This is a genomic window from Bradyrhizobium sp. Pa8, assembly GCF_052588265.1.
The window spans coordinates 7,756,760-7,780,276 of sequence record NZ_CP176767.1; the positions used below are offsets into that span (position 1 = coordinate 7,756,760).

Below are 23,517 nucleotides of genomic sequence, written 5' to 3' on the forward strand. Positions count from 1 at the left end.
CGAGGCTGGCTTCGTGGTCGCCAGCCCCGCGCAAGCATTTCGCGGCAGCTTGAGACGAGGTCGCAACGGCGGCCAGAGGGGCGCGTGCCATGCTATCCACGATCGCGGACTACACCAGACTGACCAAGGACATGGGCAAATCGCTGACGCAGGTCGCGACCCAGCCGGACGTCAGCCGCGACACCGATTATTTTCTCAGCCATATCGGCAATGTGAAGACGATCGACGACTTCCTGAAGGACTACCGCCTCTACTCCTACGCGATGAAGGCCTTTGGTCTCAGCGACATGACCTATGCCAAGGCGTTCATGCGCAAGGTGCTGACCGAGGGTGTCTCCGACTCCAAGAGCTTCGCCAACAAGCTGACCGACACCCGCTACCGGCAATTCGCCGCCGCCTTCAATTTCGCCGCCCTCGGCGACAAAGCGACCCAGACCGCCGCGGCCACGAGCGGTACGGCGACCCAATACGTCACGCAGACGATGGAGGAGAAGGCCGGCGACCAGAACGAGGGTCTGCGGCTGGCGCTCTATTTCACCCGCAAGGCCTCCACCATCAGCACCTCCTACCAGATCCTCGCCGACAAGGCGATGACGCAGGTGGTCCAGACCGCGCTCGGCCTGCCGTCGACCATCAGCGCCGCGAACATCGACGCCCAGGCCAAGTTGATCACGAGCAAGATCGACCTCACCGATTTCCAGGACCCGGCCAAGGTCACCAAGTTCGTGCAGCGCTTCGCCGCGATGTGGGATGCGACCCAGGCCCAGAACGACATCAACAATGGCAACTCGACCAACTCCGCACTGGTCCTGATCGGCGGCGCGTCGTCGATGGCCGGCATGGATACCGACATGCTCACGAAGCTTCAGTCCATCCGGTTCGGAAAGTAAGTCATGCAATCGGCCCTCTATGTGGGATTGTCGGCGCAGGTCGCCCTCGAAAAGCGCCTCCAGACGATCGCCAACAACGTCGCCAACGTCAACACGGCGGCGTTCCGCACCGACGTCGTGAAGTTCGAGACCGTGCTGTCGAAGGCCGGCGCGAACCCGGTCGCCTTCTCCTCGCCCGGCGACAACATCATCTCGCGCGAGATGGGCAGCATCACCGAGAGCGGCAACCCGCTCGACGTCGCCGTGGTCGGACAGGGCTGGATCGCCTTCGCCGGCCCGAACGGCACGGTCTATACGCGCGACGGCCGCCTCCAGATCGCCCCCAACGGCGATCTTCAGACCGTGTCCGGCTTCCCCGTGATCGATGCCGGCGGCGCGCAGATCACGCTCGACCCGAACGGCGGACCGATCGCGATCGCCCGCAGCGGCGCGATCACCCAGGACAACAACGAGATCGGCTCCATCGGCCTGTTCAACATTCCCGCCGATGCCAATCTCGAGCGCTACGGCAATTCCGGCGTCACGCCGGACCGGCCCGCGACCGCCATCGCCGATTTCTCCCGCGAGGGCTTCAAGCAGGGCTATGTCGAGGGCTCCGGCGCCAATCCGATGATGGAATTGACGAAGCTGATCGCGGCTTCGCGCGCCTTCGACGGCACCAATTCGATGATCGAGGGCACCGAGAGCTCGCTCCAGAACGCAATCCGGACGCTGGGCGAGCCGGGCAAATAGACTTGCAAGTAGACTGCGCTGCATGCGCATTGAGGGTGGACGGTTTCCTTGAACGCTCTTCGGCAACTCGAGTGGGCGCTGCTGGAGCTTCAGCAGAGCACTCCCCTAGCCAGCGTCAGCGGCGCGATCTCCGAGATCGCTCCGACGCATTTCCGTGTCTCCGGCCTGTCACGCTTCGTCAGGCTTGGTGAACTGATCGGCGTCAACTCCGGCGGCAAGCCCCAGATCGGCGAGGTGGTGCGGATCGACAGCGAGGGCATCATCGCCAAGCCGTTCGACCGGCAGTTCGCCGGCGGCCTCGGCTCGGTCGCCTACCGGATGCCGCCACTGTCCTTCGCGCCCGATCCGAGCTGGAAGGGCCGCGTCATCAACGCGCTAGGCGCGCCGCTCGACGGACAAGGTCCTCTCACCCCGGGATCCCGCACCGTCTCGGCGGAAGCCGAGGCGCCGGCGGCCATGAAGCGGGCGCGCGTCCACAAGCCGCTGCGCACCGGCGTGCGCGTCATCGACCTGTTCGCCCCTATCTGCGCCGGCCAGCGCGTCGGCATCTTTGCCGGCTCCGGCGTCGGCAAGTCGACGCTGCTGGCGATGCTGGCCCGCAGCCAGGGCTTTGACACCGTCGTGCTGGCGCTCGTCGGCGAACGCGGCCGCGAGGTGCGTGAATTCATCGAGGACGTGCTCGGCGCCAACCGCAGCCGCGCCATCACCATCGTATCGACGGGAGATGAAAGCCCGATGATGCGGCGGCTGGCACCGAAGACCGCCATGGCGGTCGCCGAATATTTCCGCGACCGGGGCGAATCGGTCCTGCTGGTGGTCGATTCGATCACCCGTTTCGCCCATGCCGCCCGCGAGGTCGCCCTCGCCGCCGGCGAGCCTGCGGTCGCCCGCGGTTACGCACCGACGGTCTTCACCGACCTGCCCCGCCTGCTGGAGCGCGCCGGCCCCGGCGAGGACGGATCCGGGACGATTACCGGCATTTTCTCCGTGCTGGTCGACGGTGACGATCACAACGAGCCGATCGCCGACACCATCCGCAGCACCCTCGACGGCCACATCGTGCTCTCCAGGCACATCGCCGACCAGGCGCGCTATCCCGCCGTCGACATTCTGGCCTCGGTCTCCCGCCTCGCCCACAACGTCTGGGACCCCGAGGAGCGCGAATTGGTGAGCAAGCTGCGCACCATGATCGCCAAATACGAGGACACGCGCGACCTTCGCCTGATGGGCGGATATCAGTCGGGGCGTGATTCGGGTCTCGACCAGGCCGTCGACATGGTCCCGAAGATCTACAGCGCCATGCGGCAGGACGCCTCGGCAGGGCCGAGCGCCGATCCATTCCGCGAGCTGCGAGACATGCTCAAGGGCGACTAGCCGGGCACGGCCGGCAAGCCCGTCGTCGCGGGCCTGCTCATTATCGCGTCAGTCGATCACGCATATCGCTACGCCTCCGGCGCATGCGCACCCGTTGCCGACTGCCGCCGTCCGTCGCGCGCGCATCAGCCGTTCGGTGGAGATCGTGGCGCCGAGGCGAAAGCGATCCAGCGGACCCGTCTCGCGGTCATTACCACAACAACCGCTGCGTGCAATCCCTACGAGTTCCATTGGCGATTCTGTGACGGATCGCACAAGTTGTGGATGACGCGCCGCTGCGCGTCTCCGTCATGCACAAGCTTCCATCAATTTGCATCAACGGCGGACAGCAACAGGCGTGCAATCAAACCGTCGCACATTTGCGTGCAAGTAGCTTGTTACACTGCGTATTGCGATCACCATCATGTGTCCTGACGAACGAGATTGTCTTGAACGTTACAATCGCTTCGAGCGACAGCCAGTCTTCGGGAGCGTCTCTACTTGATTTTGTTGAGAAGCTCATTCATCGTTTCGGTGGAATACAAGAAACGTCTGCGTGTGACTTGAACTTCAGGGGCTACGGTTGAACAATACCGATCCATCGTCCGGCTGTGACGGCAACTCGGGCTTTCGTTCGACGACGCCACGATTGGCACACCATCATCGACACAGCTTCTCGCGCCGTATCTCGCAGGGTCCATCTGTCGAGGTCGGCGGCAGAACGGTCCGTGCTTTCGCGCGAGAGGCGGGCCCTGCGTATGTGTCGGACATTGTGGTTGATGCGGCTTCTCGCGAAGGACTCGTGCGCAACGACGGAAGGCGGCTCCGGGGCGCCGCAGACGTGATACCCGGGGCAAGGTAGGAATTCATGCCGTTGGCACGCGAGGCCGTCGAGCTGCTGGTTCAGGCGGCCAGAGCCTGGTATTTCGAAGGCAATCAGCACGGGTTGCGCGACAGGGAATGGATGGCGCTGCGCTTTCTCCACCGCGCCAACAGGTTCTCGCGCACGCCGTCCGCGCTGGCCGGCTTCATCGGCGCGACCCGGGCCACGGCATCGCAGATCGTGAAGACGCTGGAAGCCAAGTCCTTCCTGGTGCGAAAGCCGTCGCACGAGGACAAGCGGTCCGTCGTGCTCCACGTCACCGCGCAAGGCGAGAAATGCCTGAGCCAGCACGACCCGATCAATCACGTGGTGAACGCGGTCACGTCTCTCGGCACCGACGAATGCATCAGGCTGCGCGACTCGCTGCGCGAGATCCTCAATCACCTCGACGCGGCCCATCAGCGGCTCGATGCCAGCATCTGCCGCGACTGCATGTTTCTCGCCGAACGCAGTCCCGGCACTGGCAAGGGACGTGCGAGCGCCGAATTCATGTGCCGGCTGTACCGCGCCCCGGTTTCCCTCGAGGAGACCGAGCTCCTCTGCACCAGTTTCGAGCGCACCCGCGACCGCCCGAAGATCGAGGGGCATCTCGAACGCGCGCGCATGGCGAGCCAGGGATGAGGCGGGCGTTCGCGTGATGGAACGCGCAAGTTTCGCGCGGATGCGACGACCGGAGCTTGCGTAAAGTTTCTCAGCAGGATCGTTCCTCGAAACACGGCTCGTTTCCTCCGGTCTCCCGGACGCGCTGACGAAGCACGGGGGCATGGTGGCGCACGCTCCCTCCGCAACGTCATTGCGAGCGCAGCGAAGCAATCCAGAATCCCTCAACGGAAAGACTCTGGATTGCTTCGCTGCGCTCGCAATGACGGAGCAAGGGGCTGCACTGCAGTTCTCAGACATGCACGCGTAGGATGGGTAGAGCAAAGCCGGAAACTTACAGGCAAGACGAACCTGACAGCGCGCTCATCCGGCACGAAGTTTTGGGCTCACGGAGAGCAATCCGCCCTGCCTTTGACCTCTCGCGCCCGACGCTGCCGCGTCCCGGCTCGCGACAGTGACGACACAAGATCGCCCCTCTTGGTGAGCCGGGATGGGCGGCAAATACGACAAATCCGAATTTCTTGAAAACGGAATATGTTCGCCGTGACTGCTTGACAGCGGCACGCTCCAAACCGGTCAGGTGTTTTGCCTGTCGGACAATACCGGTTCGCGAAGGCCCGATAGAGCGAAGCGAAATCCGGCTTCTTTGCCGAGAGCTAAGGCCGCCCCGGATTGCGCCGCGCTCAATCCGGGCGACCGATCACCGCGCCCGCCCGGCAGTCCACTTCGCCTTGTATGCATTATCCCAGTTGCCATCCCCGCGGACTTCGCTTTACATGCCGGCAACTCGCCCGCGGATGACGGCCGGGGCTCAAAAATCACACACATTTTCAAAGGGACGGAATATGGCGCGTAACATCCTGATTCTCGGGGCTTCCTACGGTTCCCTGCTGGGCACGAAGCTGCTGATGGCGGGCCATAACGTGTCCCTGGTCTGCCGCGCCAAGACCGCCGAGCTGATCAACCGTGACGGTACCGAGGTGCGCATCAAGCTGCGCGACGAGGCGGTGCACCGGGCGATCTTCTCGCGCGACCTGCCCGGCAAGCTCGACGCGGTGACGGGCGATGCAGGAGCCGCAATACACCAACCACACGGTCCGTGTTCTCATGGTCAAGATCGCCGCGGCGAAGCTGCCGTGCCTGTCGATCATGAACATGCCGCCGCTGCCCTACCTGAAGCGGATCCCGTCGCTCGCCGACTTGGATCTCGAGGAGGCCTACACCAATGCGCAGGTGTGGGAGCGCTTCGAGCCCGGCCTGGTGACGCTGTGCTCGCCCGACCCGCAGGCCTTCCGTCCGCCGGAAGAAGCCGCGAACGTGCTTCATGTCGGCCTGCCCACGAATTTCAAGGCATCGGCCTTCGCCGACGAGAAGCACAACAAGGTGCTGCGCGAGCTCGAAGCCGACATCGACGCGGTGACGCTCGACGGTCACGACGTGCCGGTGAAGCTGAAAGTGTTCTCTTCGCTGTTCGTGCCGCTGGCGAAATGGTCGATGCTGCTGACCGGCAACTATCGCTGCATCACGCCGCACGAGCCGCAGTCGATCCGCGACGCCGTGCACGGCGATCTGGCGCGCTCGCAGACGATCTACGACCATGTCGACGCGATCGCCCGCCGTCTCGGCGCCGATCCGCAGGACCAGGTGCCGTTCGCGAAATACGCCAAGGCCGCCGAGAGCCTGCTCAAGCCGTCATCGGCCGCGCGCGCGGTCGCAAGCGGTGCGCCCTTCATCGAACGCGTCGACCTGCTGGTGAAGCTGATCTCGCATCAGCTCGGCACCCCCAATGCCGAGATCGACCGCACGGTCGAGACCGTGGACCTGAAGCTGAACGAGAAGATCGTGCAGGGCGGATCGGGCGCGCAGTAGCAGCGTGTCGGCGCGGCCATTTGGGCCGCGCCGACAGCGCCCGGAACCGGCCTTCCCGGGTGTTTTGGCCCAAAGCGGACCATCCTGTGCGACCTCCGTTTGCGCAAATCCCGCATCCATGCGACTGCTAGCCGTCACGCCGGGTGCCGAATTATCCGCAGGTTCCGGGCCGGCGCGATAGCCGGATAGAAGGCCGAAGAACAAGTAGAAGACGATGGATCAGACGGCGTTGCAGGTCGCTCGCGCGGTGGAGGCCGGCGCGACGACGATGAGGGGGATAGTTGACGCGACCGGCTTGTCCCGCCTCAAGGTCGAGCGCGCGCTGAGCACGCTGGAGAAGCAAAAGCTCCTCATTCGCGACGGCCAGGGATTTCGGCCGGCCAACCGGCAGGCGCCGCCACCGCTGACCCGGCAGTGCGGATCGTGCAACGCCTGCTGCGACATTCTCGAAGTTGCCGCCGTCGACAAGCCGGTGAACCAGTTGTGCAAGCACTGGCAGAACGGCACGGGATGCACCATCTACGACCGCCGTCCGCAGATGTGCCGCTCATTCGTCTGTGCCTGGTTGCAGGGCCATCTCGACGACGACTGGTTTCCCGAGAAGGCCGGGCTTATCGTCCATTTCAGCCAGGACGCGGTCAATGTCACCGTCGACGACCATTGCCCCGATCGCTGGCGGGAAGAGCCTTATTTCAGCAAGCTCAGCGAATGGTCGCTGAACGGCATCAGGCGGATCGGAAACCGCGGCTATGCGACCCTCATCGTCTCCGGCGCCGACCGATTCATGCTGCTCGGCCGCACCATCGTGCCGGAACCGACGTTGTTCGGCACCGCGTTCCTGCCGCTGACGTCGGATACGTTCCGCTTCTGGAAGGCGACATCGCCCGAGCATCTGCAGCGGCTGCACGAGCGCATCGCCGAGATCGAGCGTGTCCGGCAGGAATTCGGCTCCTGTGCGATTCCCGAGAACGAGGACGACGATCCGCAGGCGCCCTATCGGCCCGCACTTTTACGGCAATCGAATCACGCCTGAACTCCGCCGTGGGCAACACCGCATGATTCGCACGGTGCCGCTCGACGCGCCCCGGCCGGGTTGATAAGCCCCTGTCCGCGAATGATGGGGACTTGAGTCGGGGACATGACAGTTGCGATCGAGATGGGGCAGACCACGGCAGGCGCCGCGGCCGCCATGGACCTCGAGGAACTGCTGGCGACCCGGCTCCTGGTGCAGGGCAATTCGGGCTCCGGCAAGTCGCATCTGTTGCGGCGGCTGCTCGAACAGAGCGCGCCCTGGGTGCAGCAGGCCATCATCGACCCCGAAGGCGACTTCGTTACCCTGGCCGAGCAATTCGGCCATCTGGTGATCGAGGCCGAGGATCACACCGAGCGCGGCCTTCAGGTCGCCGGCGAGCGCGCGCGGCTGCATCGCGTCTCCACCGTGCTCAATCTCGAAGGGCTGGACGCCGAGAACCAGATGCGGCGTGCCGCGGCGTTCCTCGGCGGCCTGTTCGACGTCGATCGCGATCATTGGTACCCGATGCTGGTGGTGGTGGACGAGGCGCAGCTGTTCGCGCCGGCGGTCGCCGGCGAGGTCTCGGACGAGGCGCGCAAACTCTCGCTCGGCGCGATGACCAATCTGATGTGCCGCGGCCGCAAACGTGGCCTCGCCGGCATCATCGCGACCCAGCGCCTGGCAAAACTCGCCAAGAACGTCGCGGCGGAAGCCTCCAATTTTCTGATGGGCCGGACCTTCCTCGACATCGACATGGCGCGCGCCGCCGACCTGCTCGGCATGGAGCGGCGGCAGGCCGAATCCTTTCGCGATCTCGAGCGCGGACAGTTCATGGCGCTCGGCCCGGCGCTGTCGCGACGCCCCCTGCGTTTGCATATCGGCCCGACCGATACCCACGCGCGCAATTCCACGCCGCGGCTGATGCCGATGCCGGAAGCCGCACTCGAGGATATGCGCGCCGTCATCCTGGCCGCGCCGCCGCCCGATGCCAGCCGCCCGCAGCGCCGGCCCGCGCCCGATCTACTCGAGCAGCTCCGCGCCGCGAAGGCGGCCGCGCCGGAGATCCGGCCTGAAGTGGCCGAGGTGCCGGTCAGTGCCGAGGAGCTCGCAGAACGGCGCGAGCGCGTGGATCGCACGCTTCGTGCCGTGCTCGCCGAGCCCGATGCCGGCTTCCGCGCCGTCGGCGTGCTCTATCAGGAGTTCGTGGTTCGCTGCCGCATCGAGGGCCTCGGCTCCGCCGTGCCCGATCTGAACGAATTCCGCCGCATGCTGACACGCGCACGCGCCGGACTCGGCGCCGAGCATGCCGAGGACGACGCCTGGCAGGACGTGTCGCTGCGCGCCTCGATCCTGCCCGACGACATGCAGGGCGTGTTCATGATGATCGCACGCGCGGCGAAGGAAGGCTGGCCCTGCCCCGGCGATGCCGCCATCGCGCGCGCCTACGGCTCGCATTCGCTGCGCCGCGCCCAGCGCCTGCTTGGCTACATGGAGGAGCAGGGCCTGATCGTCTGCCAGCTCGACGGCGGCGGGCGCCGGATCGTGACGCTGGTGGAGCTGGCCTGGGCCACCGCGCCGGGCGATCCCAACGGCGACGATCTGCCGGCGGAGCCGGTTCCGAGCGCGGCCTCGGCTTGAGATCGCCTAGAGCCTTTCATTGCTTAATTGAATCGGAGGGGATTCCGGTTTTTGGCGGATTGTGATTCAAGATGCTGACTGGATTGGAGGCCAGCATCGCATGACCCGACCTCTTTCCCTGGATCTTCGCGAGCGTGTGGTGGCGTCGGTTTTGGCGGGCGAGAGCTGCCGGTCTGTGGCGGAACGGTTTGGTGTTGCGGTCTCGTCGGTTGTGAAGTGGTCACAGCGGCAGCGGGCGACCGGCTCGGTTGTGCCTGGCAAGATGGGCGGTCACCGCAAGCCTGTGCTTGATCCGCACCGCGCCTTCATCGTCGAGCGGATCACTCAGACGCCGCACCTGACGCTGCATGGTCTGAAGGCGGAACTGGCAACCCGTGGGGTCAAGGTCTCACACAACGCGGTCTGGCTGTTCCTGCGTCGGGAAGGGCTGCGGTTCAAAAAAAACACTGTTCGCCCTCGAACAGGCTCGCGCCGACGTCTCTCGTAGGCGCCAGCGTTGGCGATCCTGGCAGGCCGGACTTGATCCGGGCCGGCTCGTCTTCATCGATGAGACCTGGATCAAGACCAACATGGCCCCTTTGCGGGGCTGGGGCCCCAAAGGGGCACGCCTGCGCGGCTTCGCCCCACACGGTCACTGGCGTACCCTCACATTCCTCGGCGCGCTCCGTCATGACCAACTCACGGCACCCTGCGTCTTCGACGGCCCGATCAACGGCGAATGCTTCCGCGCTTATGTGAAGCACCTTCTCCTGCCAACCCTGCGCGAAGGCGACATCGTCATTCTCGACAATCTCGGAAGCCACAAGTCGAAAGCTGTCAGGCAGATGATCCAGGCTGCTGGCGCCAGGCTCTGGTACCTGCCGCCATACTCGCCCGACCTCAACCCGATCGAACAGGCCTTCTCCAAGATCAAACACTGGATGCGGCAAGCTCAGAAGCGCACCATCGAGGACACTTGGCGCCACATCGGTCACCTCGTCCACGACATCCAGCCTCGCGAATGCGCCAACTACTTCGCCAACGCCGGTTATGCTTCAGTCAAAATGTGAAACGCTCTAGAACGTCCCGGCGACAGTCAGGCGAAAGGTCAGCGGCTCGACCGGGTGCAGCACGTAATCCATCACGCCATTCTGGCAGACCGCCGTCGGCGCGACGCCGCCGGTGCAGAGATTGTACAGCGTGTCGGTCTTGAGCAGCGAACCGTAGGCGTAAGTGATCTGGTTCGCCTGCGTGTTGAAGAGATTGAGCACGTCGAGCTGGATGCGCCAGCCGTTGTCGATGCGATAGCCTAGGCGGCCGTTGAAGATGCTGGTCGCGGACGAGCGGAACGCATTGTCTTCCGTCAGCGGGCTCGACGCCAGATAGCGCCAGCGCAAAGCGCCGAACCAGCCGGTCTTCTCGCCGAGCGTGATGCCGGCCGATGCCACCATCGCCGGCGCGTTCGGGATGTAGTTGCCGGGTGCGTTGCCGATTTGCGCTTCGGGATAGCCCGCGAGCGAGGCGTAGACCTCCGCCTGCTCGCTGTCAGTGCCGCGGAAGCGCGCATGCGTCATGGCGAGATCGGCATCTATGTCGATCCACGAGCGCGGGCGGTAATGATTGGTCCACTCGAAACCGTAGCGGCGGCTGGCGCGGGTCGCCGAGGTATCGCCGGCGTCGCCGGAAAACAGTATCTCGGAATCCTGGTCGAGGATGAAGACGCTGAGCGAACTGTCGAGGCCGGGAACGATTTTGGTGCGGACGCCGACCTCCGCGCCCCTGGTGCGGACCAAGAGCGGCGACGGCGTCAGTCGCGTGGCGGGATCGCTCGGATCTTCCGTCGTGGTCGCGCCGCGCGCGTCGTTCGAGTGCATGCCGTAGCCGGCGCCGAGGAAGAATTCGGTCTGGTTGAACGGGCCGAGCACCATGCGGAATTTCGGGCTGCCGAGCGCGGCGTCGGCGCGGTCGGAATTGTTGACGTTGAACAGCGAGGTGACGTCGGCCGCATAGTAATCGCCGCGCAGGCCGACAGTGGTCCTCAGCCAATCCGTCCAGCGCACGGTGTTCTCGGCATAGACGCCAACGCTGCCCTCGCCGACCTTGTCGCTGCGAATGCTGGAGAGGAAGCCGCGCTGGAACGTGTTGCTCAGCGCCAGATTGATCGAATCATAGCGCGATTGCAGGCCGATCGTGGTCTGCATCGTTAGGCCGGCGAACGAGCCGTTCAGCGTGCGCGAGATGTTGGCGCCCGCCATGAGGCGGTCGTCGTGCTGGTGGAACTGGTCGCCGAGCACGGGATCGCTCAGAAAGTAGGTGAAGTTGTTGAAGAGGTCGAGCTGGCTCTTCACGACATAGGCGTTCGCCTTCCACGAGCCGAGATCGTCGCTCTGCGCCACGCGCCCCGACAGCGCGAAGCGGTTGGTGTTGCCGCCGTCGCTCGGGTCTTCCGAGCCGAACCGATCGAGCAGGCCGCCCGTGATCGCGCGCTGCGGCACCTGATCGGTCGAATTCCATTTGTTGGCATAGGCCATGCCGGTGATGGTCAGGCCATCGGTCACAGTGCCCTGGCTGTAGCGCACGAGGCCGTTCAGCTTGCGTACATTGTCGGGATCTACCCAAGGGCCATTGTAGGCGCCGATTTCGCCGGCGACGAGCAGCGAACCGTCACCGACCTTCGCCGAGTCCATGCCGAGCATGCGCCGATAGCCAAAGCTGCCGGCGGTCACCTGCGCGAGGCCCTTTTCGGTACGGTCGATCAAGCCGATACGCGCACTGCCGACGGAGGCGAAATCGCTCTCGTCGGCGAAGTACGGTCCTTTGCGCACATCCATCGCGCTGATGGTTTCCGGGATCAGCCAGTTCAGGTCCGCATAGCCCTGGCCATGCGCGTGGGTGCGCATGTTGACGGGGACGTCGTCGACATAGATCGCAAAATCGGTACCGTGGTCGAGATTATAGCCGCGCAGAAAATACTGGTTGGCTTTGCCTTCGCCGGAATGCTGGGTGACGATCAGCCCCGGCACCGCTTCGAGCACTTCGCCCGGCCGCGCGAACGGACGCGCATTGATCTCCTCGCCGGAGACAGTGATCTCGCTCGCCATGCTCGGCGGCCCCTCTGCGCCGGAGGCGACGCTGCGCGATTCCGGCGTTTGAATTGCCGCCGGCGTCACCGGATTACGGCTGGCAGCCGGAATCGTGCGGCTGGCCCGTCGCGGCGCGGGCGGCTTCTTGTGACGCGGCGCTTCGCTCGCGACCTGGACCTGCGGCAGTTCGCGCGCGATACCGGCGTCCTGCGCAAGCACATCGCCGCCATCGGCGAGCAGGATGCAGGCCGAGAGCGCCGTCAGCGCGCCGAAGCGCCGGCCGGGCTTAGGTGGCATCGGCGCGCCGAAGCACGTTTGCGCGCGAATTGTCGCTCGCAAACATGCGGCGATAGAGCACGACCGAAACGAGCCAGGCGATCGCGAACAGCGCGATCACGGCGAAGCCGACATTGGCGAGCGACTCGTTGAGGCCGTCGACCAGCGTCCACACCCCGCCGGTTAGACCAAGCCGGTCGGCGATCAGGCCGAGCGCCTCGATGGCGCCGATCAACAGCGCCACCGCGACGGAGGCGCCGGTGATGGTGAGGTTGTACCAGAGCTTTCGCAGGGGATCGACGAAGGCCCAGCGATAGGCGCTGACCATCAGCGCCGAGTCGGCGGTGTCGACCAGCGCCATGCCCGACGCGAACAGCGCGGGAAAGACCAAGACGTCGATGAGCGAAGCGCCTCGCGCGGCTTCGGTTGCGGAGATGCTGAGCAGGCCGATCTCGGTTGCGGTGTCGAAGCCGAGCCCGAACAGGAACCCGAGCGGGAGCATGTGCCAGGGCTTTGTCACCAGGCGGAACATCGGGCCGAGCAGGCGCGCCAGGAATCCACGGCTCGCCAGCAGCGCATCAAGCTGCGCGGCGTCGTGGATGCCCTGCGCGCGCGCGATGCGAAACGTCCGCCAGAGGCCGACGAAGATGGCGAGATTGATGGCCGCGATCACGAGCAGGAACAGCGCCGACACCGATGTGCCGATGACGCCGCCGATATCCCTGAGCAGGCTGTCGCCGCCGAGGCTCACCACACCGAGCGCCAGCAGCATGGTCGCGACCACGACCACGGTCGAATGGCCGAGGGCGAAATAGAGGCCGACGCTGCGCGGCGCACCGCCCGCATGCATCAGCTTGCGCACGACATTGTCGATGGCGGCGATGTGGTCGGCGTCGACGGCATGGCGGAGGCCAAACACCCAGGCGAGCAGCGCGGTCGCCATCACCGTCGGCCGGTCACCGAACGCCGCGAAGGCCCAGGCCCATGCAGCGACGTTGGCGGCGACGAGCCCGCCGAACAGCAGCACGGTGGCGGGCTCCACCGCCCGCAAGGACCATCTCGTCACGAGTATCATTCCGTCCGCACGCCCCCTCGGCCTGCGGTATGATCTTTTCATAGAATGATCACACTAACCAATGCAATTCCAGGGGGCCGCTTTGCAGGAATGCTTGTAACCATCCTTCGAGACGCCCGCTACGCGGGCTCCTCAGGATGAGGCCTGGATTCGCGGCCACGTTGCGAGCAGACCCTCATGGTGAGGAGCCCGCGCAGCGGGCGTCCGGACGATGCTCTGCATCGCCGAGCGAACCATGCAGGCCGAGATGGTGCTACGCAGCCTCGGAACCACCAAGATAGGCATCGCGGATGCGGGGGTCGTCCTTCAGCGCCCGCGCCGGGCCTGAGAGCACGATCTTGCCGGTCTGGAGCACGTAGGCCTCGTGCGCGATCTCGAGCGCGAGGCTGGCGTTCTGCTCGACCATGAAGACCGACACGCCTTCCTGGTTGATGGTGCGGATCAACTCCAGCACGCGGTCGACATAGAGCGGCGACAGGCCCATGGTCGGCTCGTCCATCACGATCATCCTCGGACGGCTCATCAGCGCGCGCGCCATCGCGACCATCTGCTGCTCGCCGCCGGACAGCGAGCCCGCACGCTGCGACAGCCGCTGCCCAAGTTTCGGAAACAGCGTCAGCATCTTGTCGAGATCCTGCGCCACCGCATCGCGGTCGTTGCGCACGAAGGCACCCATCAGGATGTTTTCGCGCACGCTCATGTCCGCAAACAACCGCCGCGCCTCCGGCACGGAGGCGATACCACGACGGACGATCTGCGGCGTGGTGAGCCCAAGCAGCGAGGCGCCGTCGAAGGTCACGTCACCCGAGCGCGGTTTCACCAGGCCCAGAATGATCTTCATCGTGGTCGACTTGCCGCTGGCATTGCCGCCGAGCAGGCAGACGATATGGCCGCGGCCGACCGTGATCGACAGGTCGAAATGCACCTGCGCCTGGCCGTAGAAGGTGTTGACGTTCGAGAGCGCCAGCAGCGGCTCGGATGCGCCAGTCGTCATGCCACGCCCTCCCGTTCCGGCGTCTCCGACAGGCCGTGGCCGAGATAGGCCTCGATCACCTTGGGATCGCCACGCACCACTTCGCCCGGCCCTTCCGCAATCTTCTTGCCCTCGTCCATGACGATGACGCGGTCGGAGAGGCGCATCACCATCTCCAGCTTGTGCTCGATCAGGAGGATGGTCAGCCCCTCGGCCTTCAGCTCGGCGACGAGGCCCTGCATCTCCCCCGTCTCGGTCGGGTTCATGCCGGCGGTCGGCTCGTCGAGCAGCAACAGGCGCGGCTTCAGCGCGAGCGCGCGCGCGATCTCGACGCGGCGGCGGTTTGCATAGGACAGGCTGTAGGCGGGCTGGTCGATCCGCGGCAGCAACCGCTCGCCGAACCGTGCGAGAATGGCCTTCATCTCCTCGCGCAGTCGTTCCTCTTCGTCTCTAACGCTGGCCGGACGCAACAGCGCCAGTCCCAATTCCAGCAGCGGGCCGATCACTGGCACCGCGGGCTTCACCGCGCGCAGCCGCGTGTGCGCGCCGATCAGGACGTTGTCCATGACGCTGAGATTGCCGAAGACGCGACCGAGCTGGAACGTGCGCGCGATGCCGCCGGCAGCAAGCCGTTCCGGCGAGAGACCGGTGATGTCCCGGCCTTCAAAGCCGACATTGCCGGCATCGGGCCGATCGAGCCCGGTCACGAGATTGAACAGCGTCGTCTTGCCGGCACCGTTCGGGCCGATGATGCTGATGAGCTCACCCCTGGCGAGATCGAGATCGATGGCGTCGACGGCGGTGAGGCCGCCGAAGCGGCGCGTCAGTCCGCGCAGGGACAGCATGGGCGTGTGCTGCTCCGCCATCATATCGTCCCCAACAGGCCCTGCGGCCTGAACCGCACGAGCAGCAGCAGCACGATGCCGTAGATCAGGATGCGATACTCCGCCGCGATCCGGAACACCTCCGGCAGGCCGACCAGCGCCACCGCCCCCACGATGGCGCCGACCACGTTGCCGAGGCCGCCGAGGATGACGACGGTCAGCGCCAGGATCGATTGCTGCGTGTTGAAGGTCTCGTGGTTGATGTAGGAATAGAGATGCGCGGCGATGCCGCCGCTGACGCCGGCGGCAAAGCCGCCGAAGATGAAGGCCAGCGACTTGTAGCGGTTCAGGCTGAGGCCATAGGCGCGCGCGGCGATGTCGTCGTCGCGGATGGCGCGAAAGCTGCGGCCGAGATGCGAGCCGAGCAGCCGCCCCTGCAGCAGCGCCAGCACGACCATCACGACGAAGCTGAACCAGTAGATCGAGGTCGGGCTGACCAGATCGTAACCAAACAGCGACAGCGGCGGAATGCCGGAGATGCCGATCGGGCCGCGCGTGACGCTCTCCCAGTTCAAGATCACCAGCGACACGATCTCGCCGATGGCCAGCGTCGCGATCGACACGTAATGCCCGCGCAGACGGAACGACGGCGAGATCAATGCCGTGCCGAGCGCGGCACTCATCAGGCCACCGCCAATGATGGAGAGGCCGACCGGGACGGAGAGATTCAGCGACAGCAGTGCGGAGGTGTAGGCGCCGATCGCGAGCAGCGCGGCATGTCCGAGCGAGACCTGTCCCACCGTGCCCGCAACCAGCGTCAGGCTGAGCGCGAGCATGCCGAGCAGCCAGGCGTTGATCAGGGTCTGGAGCACGTAGAAGGACACCGGGAAGAACGGCAGGATCGCGAACACGCCGGCGGCGACCAGCAGCGCCCAACGCGGAATCCGCACCGGGCGGCTCGGCGCAACGAACGTGCCGGTGAGCGGCTCGGGCGGCGCCTGCCGCGCGCTGGCGAACAGGCCGTTCGGGCGCAGCACGAGCACGACGACCAGCAGCAGGAACGCGAACAGATTGCGGTAGCTGGTGCCGAACACAGCGACGCCGTAGCTCTCGACCAGCCCGAGCAACAAGCTGCCGATCACGGCGCCCGGCACGTTGCCGGCACCCCCGACCACTTCCGCAACGACGCCCTTCAGCGTTGCCTGCAGGCTCATCGCGGTGTCGATCTGGTTGTAGTACATGCCGACCAGCAGGCCGGAGACGCCGCCGAGCGCAGCCGCAATGCCGAACACGGCCTGATTGACGCGGTTGACGTCGACGCCCATCTGCATCGCGGCATCGCGGTCCTGCGCGGTGGCGCGCACGGCCCAGCCGAGCTTGCTGTAGCGCAGGAACACGAACAGCAGCAGCGCACTGGTGAGGCCGACGCCGGCGATCAGCAGATCGAGAGGTCCGATCGTGCCACCACCGACCTGGAAGCGAACGTCAGGCAGCTGGCTCGGCAGCGCGCGCGGGTTGGGCGAGAACGTCAGCATCACCAGCTGATCGAGCACGAAGCTGATGCCGATGGTCGCGAGCAGCGGCGCGATGCGTACCGAATTCTGGAGCGGACGCAGGCCGAACCGTTCGATGATCAGTCCGACGATCGCGGCCGCCACCGCGACCACGATGATGGTCAGCGGCAGCGGCGTATGCAGCTGCACCACCGCGACCCAGCCGATATAGGCACCGACGAGATAGATCGAGCCCTGGGCGAAGTTGATCAGCCGGCTGACGCCGAAGATCAGCGCAAGCCCGACCGCAACGAGGGCGTAGACATTGCCGACGATCAGCCCGTTGATCGTGTAGTCGAGCCAGGAAGACACGCTGATATCACCGCGTAGAGAGGAAAGCGGCCGGAGCCCCCGCTCCGGCCATCAGGTCAGGTCGGCTTGCCGTCCCAGAGCGCGAACTGGCCCTTGCGTACGACGAGCTCGGCATTCATGGCGCCCTTGACGCGACGGGTCGCGACGTCGAACGTCGCGGCGCCGAAGATGACGCTCGGCACCTCCTTTACCTTGGTGAAGGCGTCACGAATGGCGCGGCGATCCGTGCCGCCAATCTTGACGACAGCCGCCGCCATGTTCATCGCGTCGTAGGCGTAAGCGTTGAACGCGTCGGGCTCGAGCCCGTTGTACTTCCTCTTGAAGCCCGCGATGAACTTCTGCACCTCGGGTCGCGGGTCTTCCGGGAAGTAGCGCGTGCCGACATGGACCTCTTCCACCGCCTCGCCGCCCAGTTCCAGAAACTTCGGCGAGTAGACCGAGCTTGCCGCACAGATCACCTGCTTCAGCCCGACCTGTCGTGCCTGGCGCGCGATCAGTGCGCCGTCGGAATAGTAGGAGATCAGGATCAACCCGTCGGGATTGGCATCACGTACGCGCACCAGCGTGGAGCGGAAGTCGCGCTCCTCCGCGATATAGCCCTCGGTGACCGCGATCTCCGCGCCATATTCCTTTGCGGCATTGACGAAATAGTCGCGGCTGGTGCGGCCCCAATCCGTGTTGAGGTGCAGCACCGCGAGCTTCTTGAGGCCGAGGCGCTTCACGGCATAGGACGCCAGCAACGGCTGCTCGTCGGCCTGGCTGACCGAGGTGCTCCACATGAAGTCGCCGCCCTTGGTGAAGTCAGGGTGCGAATTGGTGAAACCGAACTGTACCAGGCCCGCGCGCTGATAGATCGGCGAGGCCGCCATCGAGGCTGGGCTGGAGAAGTCGCCGAGCTCAAGGACGATGCGGGGATCGGAGACGAATTTCTGCGCGATCGCCACCGACTGGCGCGGATCGCTCTGGCTGTCCTCGAAATTGTAGGCAAGCTTGCGGCCGTTGATGCCGCCGGCCGCCTGGATCTCGTCGAGCGCGAGGTCAAAGCCCTGCTTCCATTGCGTGCCATATTGCGCGTTCGGCCCGGTCAGGGGCCCGCTGACGCCGAGCAGGATCGGCTCGGCGGATTGCGCGAAGGCTGTCCGCGAACCGGCTGCTCCCGCCATCATGGCGGCGAGCGAGCCCTTGACCAGGGTACGACGATCGATGTTGCTCATGCACGGCTCCATCCACTCTGTGTTGATATAAACAGCAATTCTTGTGCCGATGGGATTGCCTATTTCGAGGGCTCACCGAGCGACAGCATCAGCCGGTTCGCCCAGTTGAAGAACGACGCGCCATTGATGACATCGACGATCTCGGCATCGTCGAGACCCGCGCGGCGCAGCTCCTCGATATTGTCAGGGCCGAACGCGATCGGCGTCGCCGCCAGCGCCACCGACGCCCTGACCACCGCGTTCCAGCGCTCGCCGAGATCGGCCTTGACGCCCTCGTCGAGCAGGCGCTGCACGTCATCACGGCGCTTGGAATAGGTGCTGGCGAAACGCGCATGTACGGACGCGCAATAGATGCAGCCGTTGTAGCGCGAGGTCGCGGCCGCCGCGAGCTCACGCTCGGCGCGCGGCAGGCCATCGGCGACGTTGTAGAAGATATCCTTGTCGGTCTTGGTACGGGCTTCCAGCACCTCGGGATCGCGCACGAGAAGGCGGAAGTATTCGGACTTGGCACGGGAGCGATCGACCAGGCCCGCGAAATGCCGCTCGGTCAATTCGGCCTCGGGCAGCGGGTCGATCCACGACACCCAGCCGAGTTCGTCCTGGGTGAAGACGACGGGCGGATTGACATTGTTTGCAGCGCTCATGATGCAGTCTCCTTACGCGCCGGCCGCAGCGCTTGCGGTGCCCAGCGAGGCGCCGAGCACGCGGAGGCCCGTGACGACGCGCACCTGGAACGACAGGAACGCGACGAGCTGAGAGAAAGTGACGATGCCGGTGTCGGACCAGCCGGCGGCCAGCAGCGCCTTCATGTCGGCGGACGCGGCATCGCGCGGGCGGAACACCAGCAGATGCGCATGCTCCAGCGCCGCGGCGAGCCTGGCGCCAAGGACGGACTTGCCCTCCGCACTCACGCGATAGATCAGGCCGGCCGTGTTCTCGACTGACAGCCGTCCGGCCGGATATGCACCGTACGGGCCTGACGTCTCGCCGCGTGCGATTTCGACCTCGATCGCCTCGGCCAGGCGCGCACCATCGGCGGTCGCCGCGAGCTTCGCCCGGTAGAAGGCGACCACATTGGGCTCGCGGTGAAGGCCGATCACGAAGAGCGCGACTGCGGCGCGCTCCACAAGCGAAAAATCGCCGGCGTCGATCGGCTCGAACAGCGAGAGATAGCTCTTCTGCGCGTTCTCGCGCGCCTGCAGGCGGTGTGCGCGAATGCCATCCAGAGCCGTTCCCGGTTCGATCCCGGCGAGCGTGTCGATGATATCTTTCGTAGCCATCATTCAGCCTCGTGCAACGCGATCATGTCACTCCGATCAGCCCGCCAGAGCCACGTCAGCCGCCGTCCGGGTCCAGCCCAGCGCCGGCGCGACTTTCTCGGCGACAAGCTCGATCGAGCGCAGGATATGAGGGTGCGGCGCGTCCACTGAATGCGCCTGGAAGACGAGGTCGGTCACCCGCTCCAGGGTGGCGTCAGCGCGGAGCGAGGCGATGACGTCGTCGGCCGCGCCGACATGGGTGTCGAATGCGGTGATCATCTCCTCCAGCGTCTCGCCCGGCCTGGCGTGACCGCCCTTGAAGAACTGCGGCAGCGCGCGACGCAGCCCGATGTCGGCAAGGCGCATCGCTTCGGTCCGGTCGTCGGCGACGAAGACGCTGCGCGAGGCCATGATCCGGGGCTCGCATCCCGGCGGCAGCGCTTCGAGATAGGCATCGATCACCGGATTCTGGATCTCCGCCAGCGTTGCGCGCGGCGCCTCCTTGGTCCGGGGCTGGGTGCGCGACAGCAACAGGCCATCGCCGGCCTTGCCCGCGCGTGCACCACCGGCGACCGAGAACGTCGCCTGCCAGATCCGCTTGTCCAATTGGGGCCGCTGCGGATAGAGCGTATCGCCGCCGGTGAGCGGCTTGCCGACCAGGGCGGTGCGGACCACGTCCAGATTGCGGGCAAAGATCTCGTTGCGCTGGGCGCTGTCGAGGCCGAAAGCGGCAAAGGCCGACGGATTGCCGCCGGTGCCGACGCCGAGCTCGAAGCGGCCGTTGCAGAGGAGATCGAGCACGGCGGCATCTTCCGCCACCCGCACCGCGTTCTCCAGCGGCAGCGTGACGATGCCGGTGCCGAGACGGATGCGCGAGGTTTGGGCTGCGACGTAACCGAGGAAGGTGAAGGGCGACGGCAGGCCGCCCTCGCGCTCGTGGAAATGATGCTGCGCGATCCACGCGGAATCGAGGCCCGCTTTCTCTGCGCGCACGATCTGCTCGGCGGCGAAGCGGTAGCGCTCCGCGGGCGGGGCTTCATCGAGGAGCCGCGTGAAGAACCCCAGTCGTTTCAGGTTTGCAAAGCGTTTCATACGACCCCTGTCGGGCGAGGATGGGCCCCGATGATGTCGGTTGCCGCAGCTCCAGACAAGCGGGCATTGCGCAAGGCTGCCCGCCGGATCGCCCGCTGCGCTGGACCTTGGCTAGGCAGATTGCCTACCAGCTCGGCAGCACCGCGCCCTTGAACTTGGTCAGGACGAACTCCTTCACCTCGGGCGTGTGGTAGCTGTCGACGAGGATCTTGACCCAGGGCTTGTCCTTGTCGGCGGCACGTACCGCGATCAGGTTGACGTAGGGACCCTTCGGGTCCTCGCGCAGGATCGGATCCTTGACGGGATCGAGGCCCGCCTGGGTTGCATAATTGGTGTTGATCGCGGCGGCATCGACATCGTCGAGCGCGCGCGGCGCCTGCGCCGCATCGACTTCGATGAATTTCAGCTTCTTGGGATTCTCGGTGACGTCGAGCACCGTCGGCTTGAAGCCCGTGCCGTCCTTCAGCTTGATCACGCCCTTGTCGCGCAGCAGCAGCAGCACGCGGCCGCCATTGGTCGGATCGTTCGGGATCGAGACCTTGCCGCCTTCAGGGATATCGGCGAAGGCCTTGTGCTTCTTCGAATAGACGCCGATCGGGAAGTTCACGGTCAGCCCAACGGATTCGATCTTGTAGCCGCGGTCGGCCTTCTGGTTGTCGAGATAAGGCTGGTTCTGGAACGAATTGGCCTGGATCTCACCGGCATCGAGCGCGGCATTCGGCACGACGTAGTCGGAGAACTCGATGAGCTGGATGTCGAGGCCCTGCTTGGCGGCGATCGGCTTCACCGCCTCGAAGATCTGCGCATGCGGGCCCGGCGTCACACCGATCTTGATGGTCTCGGCGGTTGCTGCGGCCGACCAGGCGGCAAGCGCGGTTGCGAGGATCAGGGGGAGGCGAAACGACATCTTGGTCTCCAAAACTCAACGAAAATGATTGGAACCGTATTCGCTTCTCCGCGAGGCGAAATCAATGAAATGGAAATCCATATTGCCGGCCTGTTGCGAGGAACACCTTCTCTATTCGGCGCAAAATAGGAAACGAATTGGCAGGTCATAGGGCGCGTTGCGCAAGCGTGATGGGGGCATCACGGCAAAGTGTCGCTCCGGATGCGAGATTGGCGGCAAGATCACCAAGGAGTTCAGCCATGACCGCCCTCGCCGCCTCGAAATTCGCGAGCCGGAACCGCCTCGAAGCCTCTATACCCTGCTCCAGGGCGTGCCGTTCAATTCCGGCGGCGCGCTGACGATGAAGCTGATCAGCGCGTCGTCGCTCAAGCTGCTGAGCAATTTTCTGCTGCTGTCGGCGCTGGCTGTCGGCGTTGCCGGCATCCAGTGAGCCTGTTTACTCGGCGCGCCACGTCCACGGCGACACCATGATCAGGACGCAGATCGCGGCATAGGCGGCGAGCGAGGCCGTGACCATGGTGGCGAGACCCGCCATGCCCGCGCCAAAGCTCGCCACTGCGATCCAGCCGCCGCCGGCCGCGATCAGGATGCGCGCGACGGACGAAGCCAGCGGCCCCATCGCTCGGCCGGTGCCTTGCACCGCGAACGAACTGACAAAACCGAAGCCGAGCGCGGCATAGGCCGGCGCGACGATGCGCAAATAGGTCATGCCTTCGCTGACGACGTCCGTGTCATGGCTGAAGAGGTGGAGCCAGGCCGTCGGGAAGATCGCAACCAGCAAGCCGATCGTGCCGGTCATGATCATGCCGACCACACCGCTGATCCAGCCGATCTTTCGTGCCCGCGCGGTCTGGCCCGCGCCCATGTTGACGCCGACCATGGTCAGCGTCGCCGTGCTGATCCCGAACAGCAGCGGGATCATGATGTAGTCCAGCCGCGAGGCGATGCCGTAGCCGGCGAGCGCGGAGGTGCCGAACAGGCCGACCGCGCCGGTGACGAGAATGACCGTGAGGTTGGTCAGCACCGCGTTGAACGCGGTGGGGATGCCGACCTTCAGCATGTCGGCGAAGATTTTTGCGCGCAACGGCACGATGTGCAGCTTCAAGCCAGTCGCGCCCGTCGACATGTAGCGCAGCAGGAACAGCATCGCCGCGCCGTAATAGAGGCCGAAGGCGATGCCGGCGCCGCCGATGCCGAGCCGCGGGATCGGCCCGAACCCGAAGATCAGTGCCGGCGAGACCGGAATGGTCACGATGGCCCCGACCAGCGTCACCAGGGCCGGCACTTTGACGTTGCCGGCGCCGCGCAGCGCGGCAGCCTGAAGGTTGACGATCCACACCGGGATGGCGCCGGCGAACAGATAGTTGGAATAGGTGGTGGCGGCGGCAAGCGCACCATCGGTGCCGCCGAGGGCACGATAGAGATGCGGACCACCGAGGACGACGCCGAGCGTGAACAGGCCGCCGGCAATGATCGCGAGCACCACGGCATGATACAGCGCCGCCTCGGCATCGGCGCGGCGGCCGGCACCGACCGCGCGTGCCACCGAGGACGCAACGCCGGAGCCGAACCCGCCGTTCGACATCATGGTCATCAGCATGAAGATCGGGAACACCAGCGCGGCGCCGGCGAGCGCATCGGTGCCGAGATAGCCGACATAATAGGCTTCCGCGATGTTGACGGCGGTCTGTGCCACGAGGACGGTCACGGTCGGCAGCGCGAGCTTGAGCAGCGTGGGCAAGATCGGCGCGGTCAGGAGCGCGGCGCGTCTTTGCTCAGCCGCGCTTGGTGCGGGCGGAGCCGCCTGGCGAAGCGGCACCGCGGTGTGGGCCACGAATGGCGCGGCGGACAAGGCTGGCGCGGCGGCATTCTCGACGGACATGGGTTCGATCCTGTGGTTCCCTCGGACCGCCCCCGGTCGGCCAGCACATTGCATTATGATCATAATGTATTATTATGACCGTAATGCAATAGAGCAGACCTCACGTTTTTG

Annotated in this window: 19 protein-coding genes and 1 pseudogene; 9 read left to right on the plus strand and 11 right to left on the minus strand. The window is 65.4% G+C overall.

Features of this window, described 5'->3' with window-relative positions; all coding sequences use genetic code 11:
* Positions 1 to 89: 89 nt before the first annotated feature.
* The 8 genes and pseudogenes from ACKWRH_RS36815 to ACKWRH_RS36850 all read left to right on the plus strand — a co-directional run bounded on the left by ACKWRH_RS36815 (position 90) and on the right by ACKWRH_RS36850 (position 10,026).
* A complete protein-coding gene (locus ACKWRH_RS36815) occupies positions 90 to 890 on the plus strand; it encodes a DUF1217 domain-containing protein (protein WP_445217531.1) in 801 nt (266 codons plus the stop codon).
* Positions 891 to 893: 3 nt separating this feature from the next.
* Positions 894 to 1,622: a flagellar basal-body rod protein FlgF gene (gene flgF, locus ACKWRH_RS36820; protein WP_445217532.1), complete on the plus strand. Its 729-nt coding sequence runs from the start codon at positions 894 to 896 to the stop codon at positions 1,620 to 1,622.
* Between the two features lie 48 nt (positions 1,623 to 1,670).
* Positions 1,671 to 2,996, plus strand: coding sequence for a flagellar protein export ATPase FliI (gene fliI, locus ACKWRH_RS36825; RefSeq protein ID WP_445217533.1), 1,326 nt, complete (start codon positions 1,671 to 1,673; stop codon positions 2,994 to 2,996).
* Positions 2,997 to 3,843: 847 nt separating this feature from the next.
* Positions 3,844 to 4,479 (plus strand): MarR family winged helix-turn-helix transcriptional regulator, encoded by a 636-nt coding sequence (locus ACKWRH_RS36830; RefSeq protein ID WP_445217534.1) that lies wholly within the window; start codon positions 3,844 to 3,846, stop codon positions 4,477 to 4,479.
* Between the two features lie 824 nt (positions 4,480 to 5,303).
* Positions 5,304 to 6,327: pseudogene (locus ACKWRH_RS36835) on the plus strand (ketopantoate reductase family protein).
* 214 nt (positions 6,328 to 6,541) lie between these two features.
* Positions 6,542 to 7,360 (plus strand): YkgJ family cysteine cluster protein, encoded by an 819-nt coding sequence (locus tag ACKWRH_RS36840; protein ID WP_445217535.1) that lies wholly within the window; start codon positions 6,542 to 6,544, stop codon positions 7,358 to 7,360.
* Positions 7,361 to 7,465: 105 nt separating this feature from the next.
* Positions 7,466 to 8,977 (plus strand): ATP-binding protein, encoded by a 1,512-nt coding sequence (locus ACKWRH_RS36845; protein ID WP_041953082.1) that lies wholly within the window; start codon positions 7,466 to 7,468, stop codon positions 8,975 to 8,977.
* Positions 8,978 to 9,077: 100 nt separating this feature from the next.
* A protein-coding gene (locus ACKWRH_RS36850; protein ID WP_445215585.1) for an IS630 family transposase occupies positions 9,078 to 10,026 on the plus strand; the annotation gives its coding sequence in 2 pieces (ribosomal slippage) (positions 9,078 to 9,413 and positions 9,415 to 10,026; 948 coding nt in all).
* Positions 10,027 to 10,032: 6 nt separating this feature from the next.
* Here ACKWRH_RS36850 and ACKWRH_RS36855 read toward each other — a convergent pair.
* From ACKWRH_RS36855 to ACKWRH_RS36900, 10 genes are all read right to left on the minus strand, one after another.
* A complete protein-coding gene (locus ACKWRH_RS36855) occupies positions 10,033 to 12,336 on the minus strand; it encodes a TonB-dependent receptor (RefSeq protein ID WP_445217536.1) in 2,304 nt (767 codons plus the stop codon).
* Complete coding sequence (locus ACKWRH_RS36860; protein ID WP_445217537.1) at positions 12,326 to 13,390, minus strand: HoxN/HupN/NixA family nickel/cobalt transporter; 1,065 nt, start codon at positions 13,388 to 13,390, stop codon at positions 12,326 to 12,328. Before ACKWRH_RS36860 ends, ACKWRH_RS36855 begins: the two co-directional genes overlap by 11 nt.
* 253 nt (positions 13,391 to 13,643) lie before the next feature.
* Positions 13,644 to 14,384: an ABC transporter ATP-binding protein gene (locus ACKWRH_RS36865; RefSeq protein WP_063981254.1), complete on the minus strand. Its 741-nt coding sequence runs from the start codon at positions 14,382 to 14,384 to the stop codon at positions 13,644 to 13,646.
* Positions 14,381 to 15,229, minus strand: coding sequence for an ABC transporter ATP-binding protein (locus tag ACKWRH_RS36870; RefSeq protein ID WP_445217538.1), 849 nt, complete (start codon positions 15,227 to 15,229; stop codon positions 14,381 to 14,383). Before ACKWRH_RS36870 ends, ACKWRH_RS36865 begins: the two co-directional genes overlap by 4 nt.
* Entirely contained in the window at positions 15,229 to 17,052 is a 1,824-nt protein-coding gene (locus ACKWRH_RS36875) for an ABC transporter permease (protein WP_445217539.1), read from the minus strand. Before ACKWRH_RS36875 ends, ACKWRH_RS36870 begins: the two co-directional genes overlap by 1 nt.
* A 56-nt stretch (positions 17,053 to 17,108) precedes the next feature.
* Positions 17,109 to 18,266 (minus strand): ABC transporter substrate-binding protein, encoded by a 1,158-nt coding sequence (locus ACKWRH_RS36880; protein ID WP_445217540.1) that lies wholly within the window; start codon positions 18,264 to 18,266, stop codon positions 17,109 to 17,111.
* Between the two features lie 59 nt (positions 18,267 to 18,325).
* Positions 18,326 to 18,910, minus strand: a complete 585-nt coding sequence (locus ACKWRH_RS36885; protein ID WP_445217541.1) for an alkylhydroperoxidase domain protein — start codon at positions 18,908 to 18,910, stop codon at positions 18,326 to 18,328.
* A 12-nt stretch (positions 18,911 to 18,922) separates the two neighbouring features.
* Positions 18,923 to 19,546: a CMD domain protein gene (locus tag ACKWRH_RS36890; RefSeq protein ID WP_445217542.1), complete on the minus strand. Its 624-nt coding sequence runs from the start codon at positions 19,544 to 19,546 to the stop codon at positions 18,923 to 18,925.
* Between the two features lie 36 nt (positions 19,547 to 19,582).
* Entirely contained in the window at positions 19,583 to 20,617 is a 1,035-nt protein-coding gene (locus ACKWRH_RS36895) for a putative FMN-dependent luciferase-like monooxygenase (RefSeq protein ID WP_445217543.1), read from the minus strand.
* Positions 20,618 to 20,741: 124 nt separating this feature from the next.
* Positions 20,742 to 21,524, minus strand: a complete 783-nt coding sequence (locus tag ACKWRH_RS36900; RefSeq protein WP_038944047.1) for a MetQ/NlpA family ABC transporter substrate-binding protein — start codon at positions 21,522 to 21,524, stop codon at positions 20,742 to 20,744.
* 157 nt (positions 21,525 to 21,681) lie between these two features.
* On the opposite strand from ACKWRH_RS36900, the gene ACKWRH_RS36905 reads away from it, so the two are divergent.
* On the plus strand, positions 21,682 to 21,954 hold the full coding sequence (locus ACKWRH_RS36905) for a hypothetical protein (protein WP_445217544.1): 273 nt from the start codon (positions 21,682 to 21,684) through the stop codon (positions 21,952 to 21,954).
* Between the two features lie 6 nt (positions 21,955 to 21,960).
* Here the strand turns inward: ACKWRH_RS36905 and ACKWRH_RS36910 are convergent, their stop codons facing one another.
* Positions 21,961 to 23,406, minus strand: a complete 1,446-nt coding sequence (locus ACKWRH_RS36910; RefSeq protein WP_445217545.1) for an MATE family efflux transporter — start codon at positions 23,404 to 23,406, stop codon at positions 21,961 to 21,963.
* Positions 23,407 to 23,517: the final 111 nt, after the last annotated feature.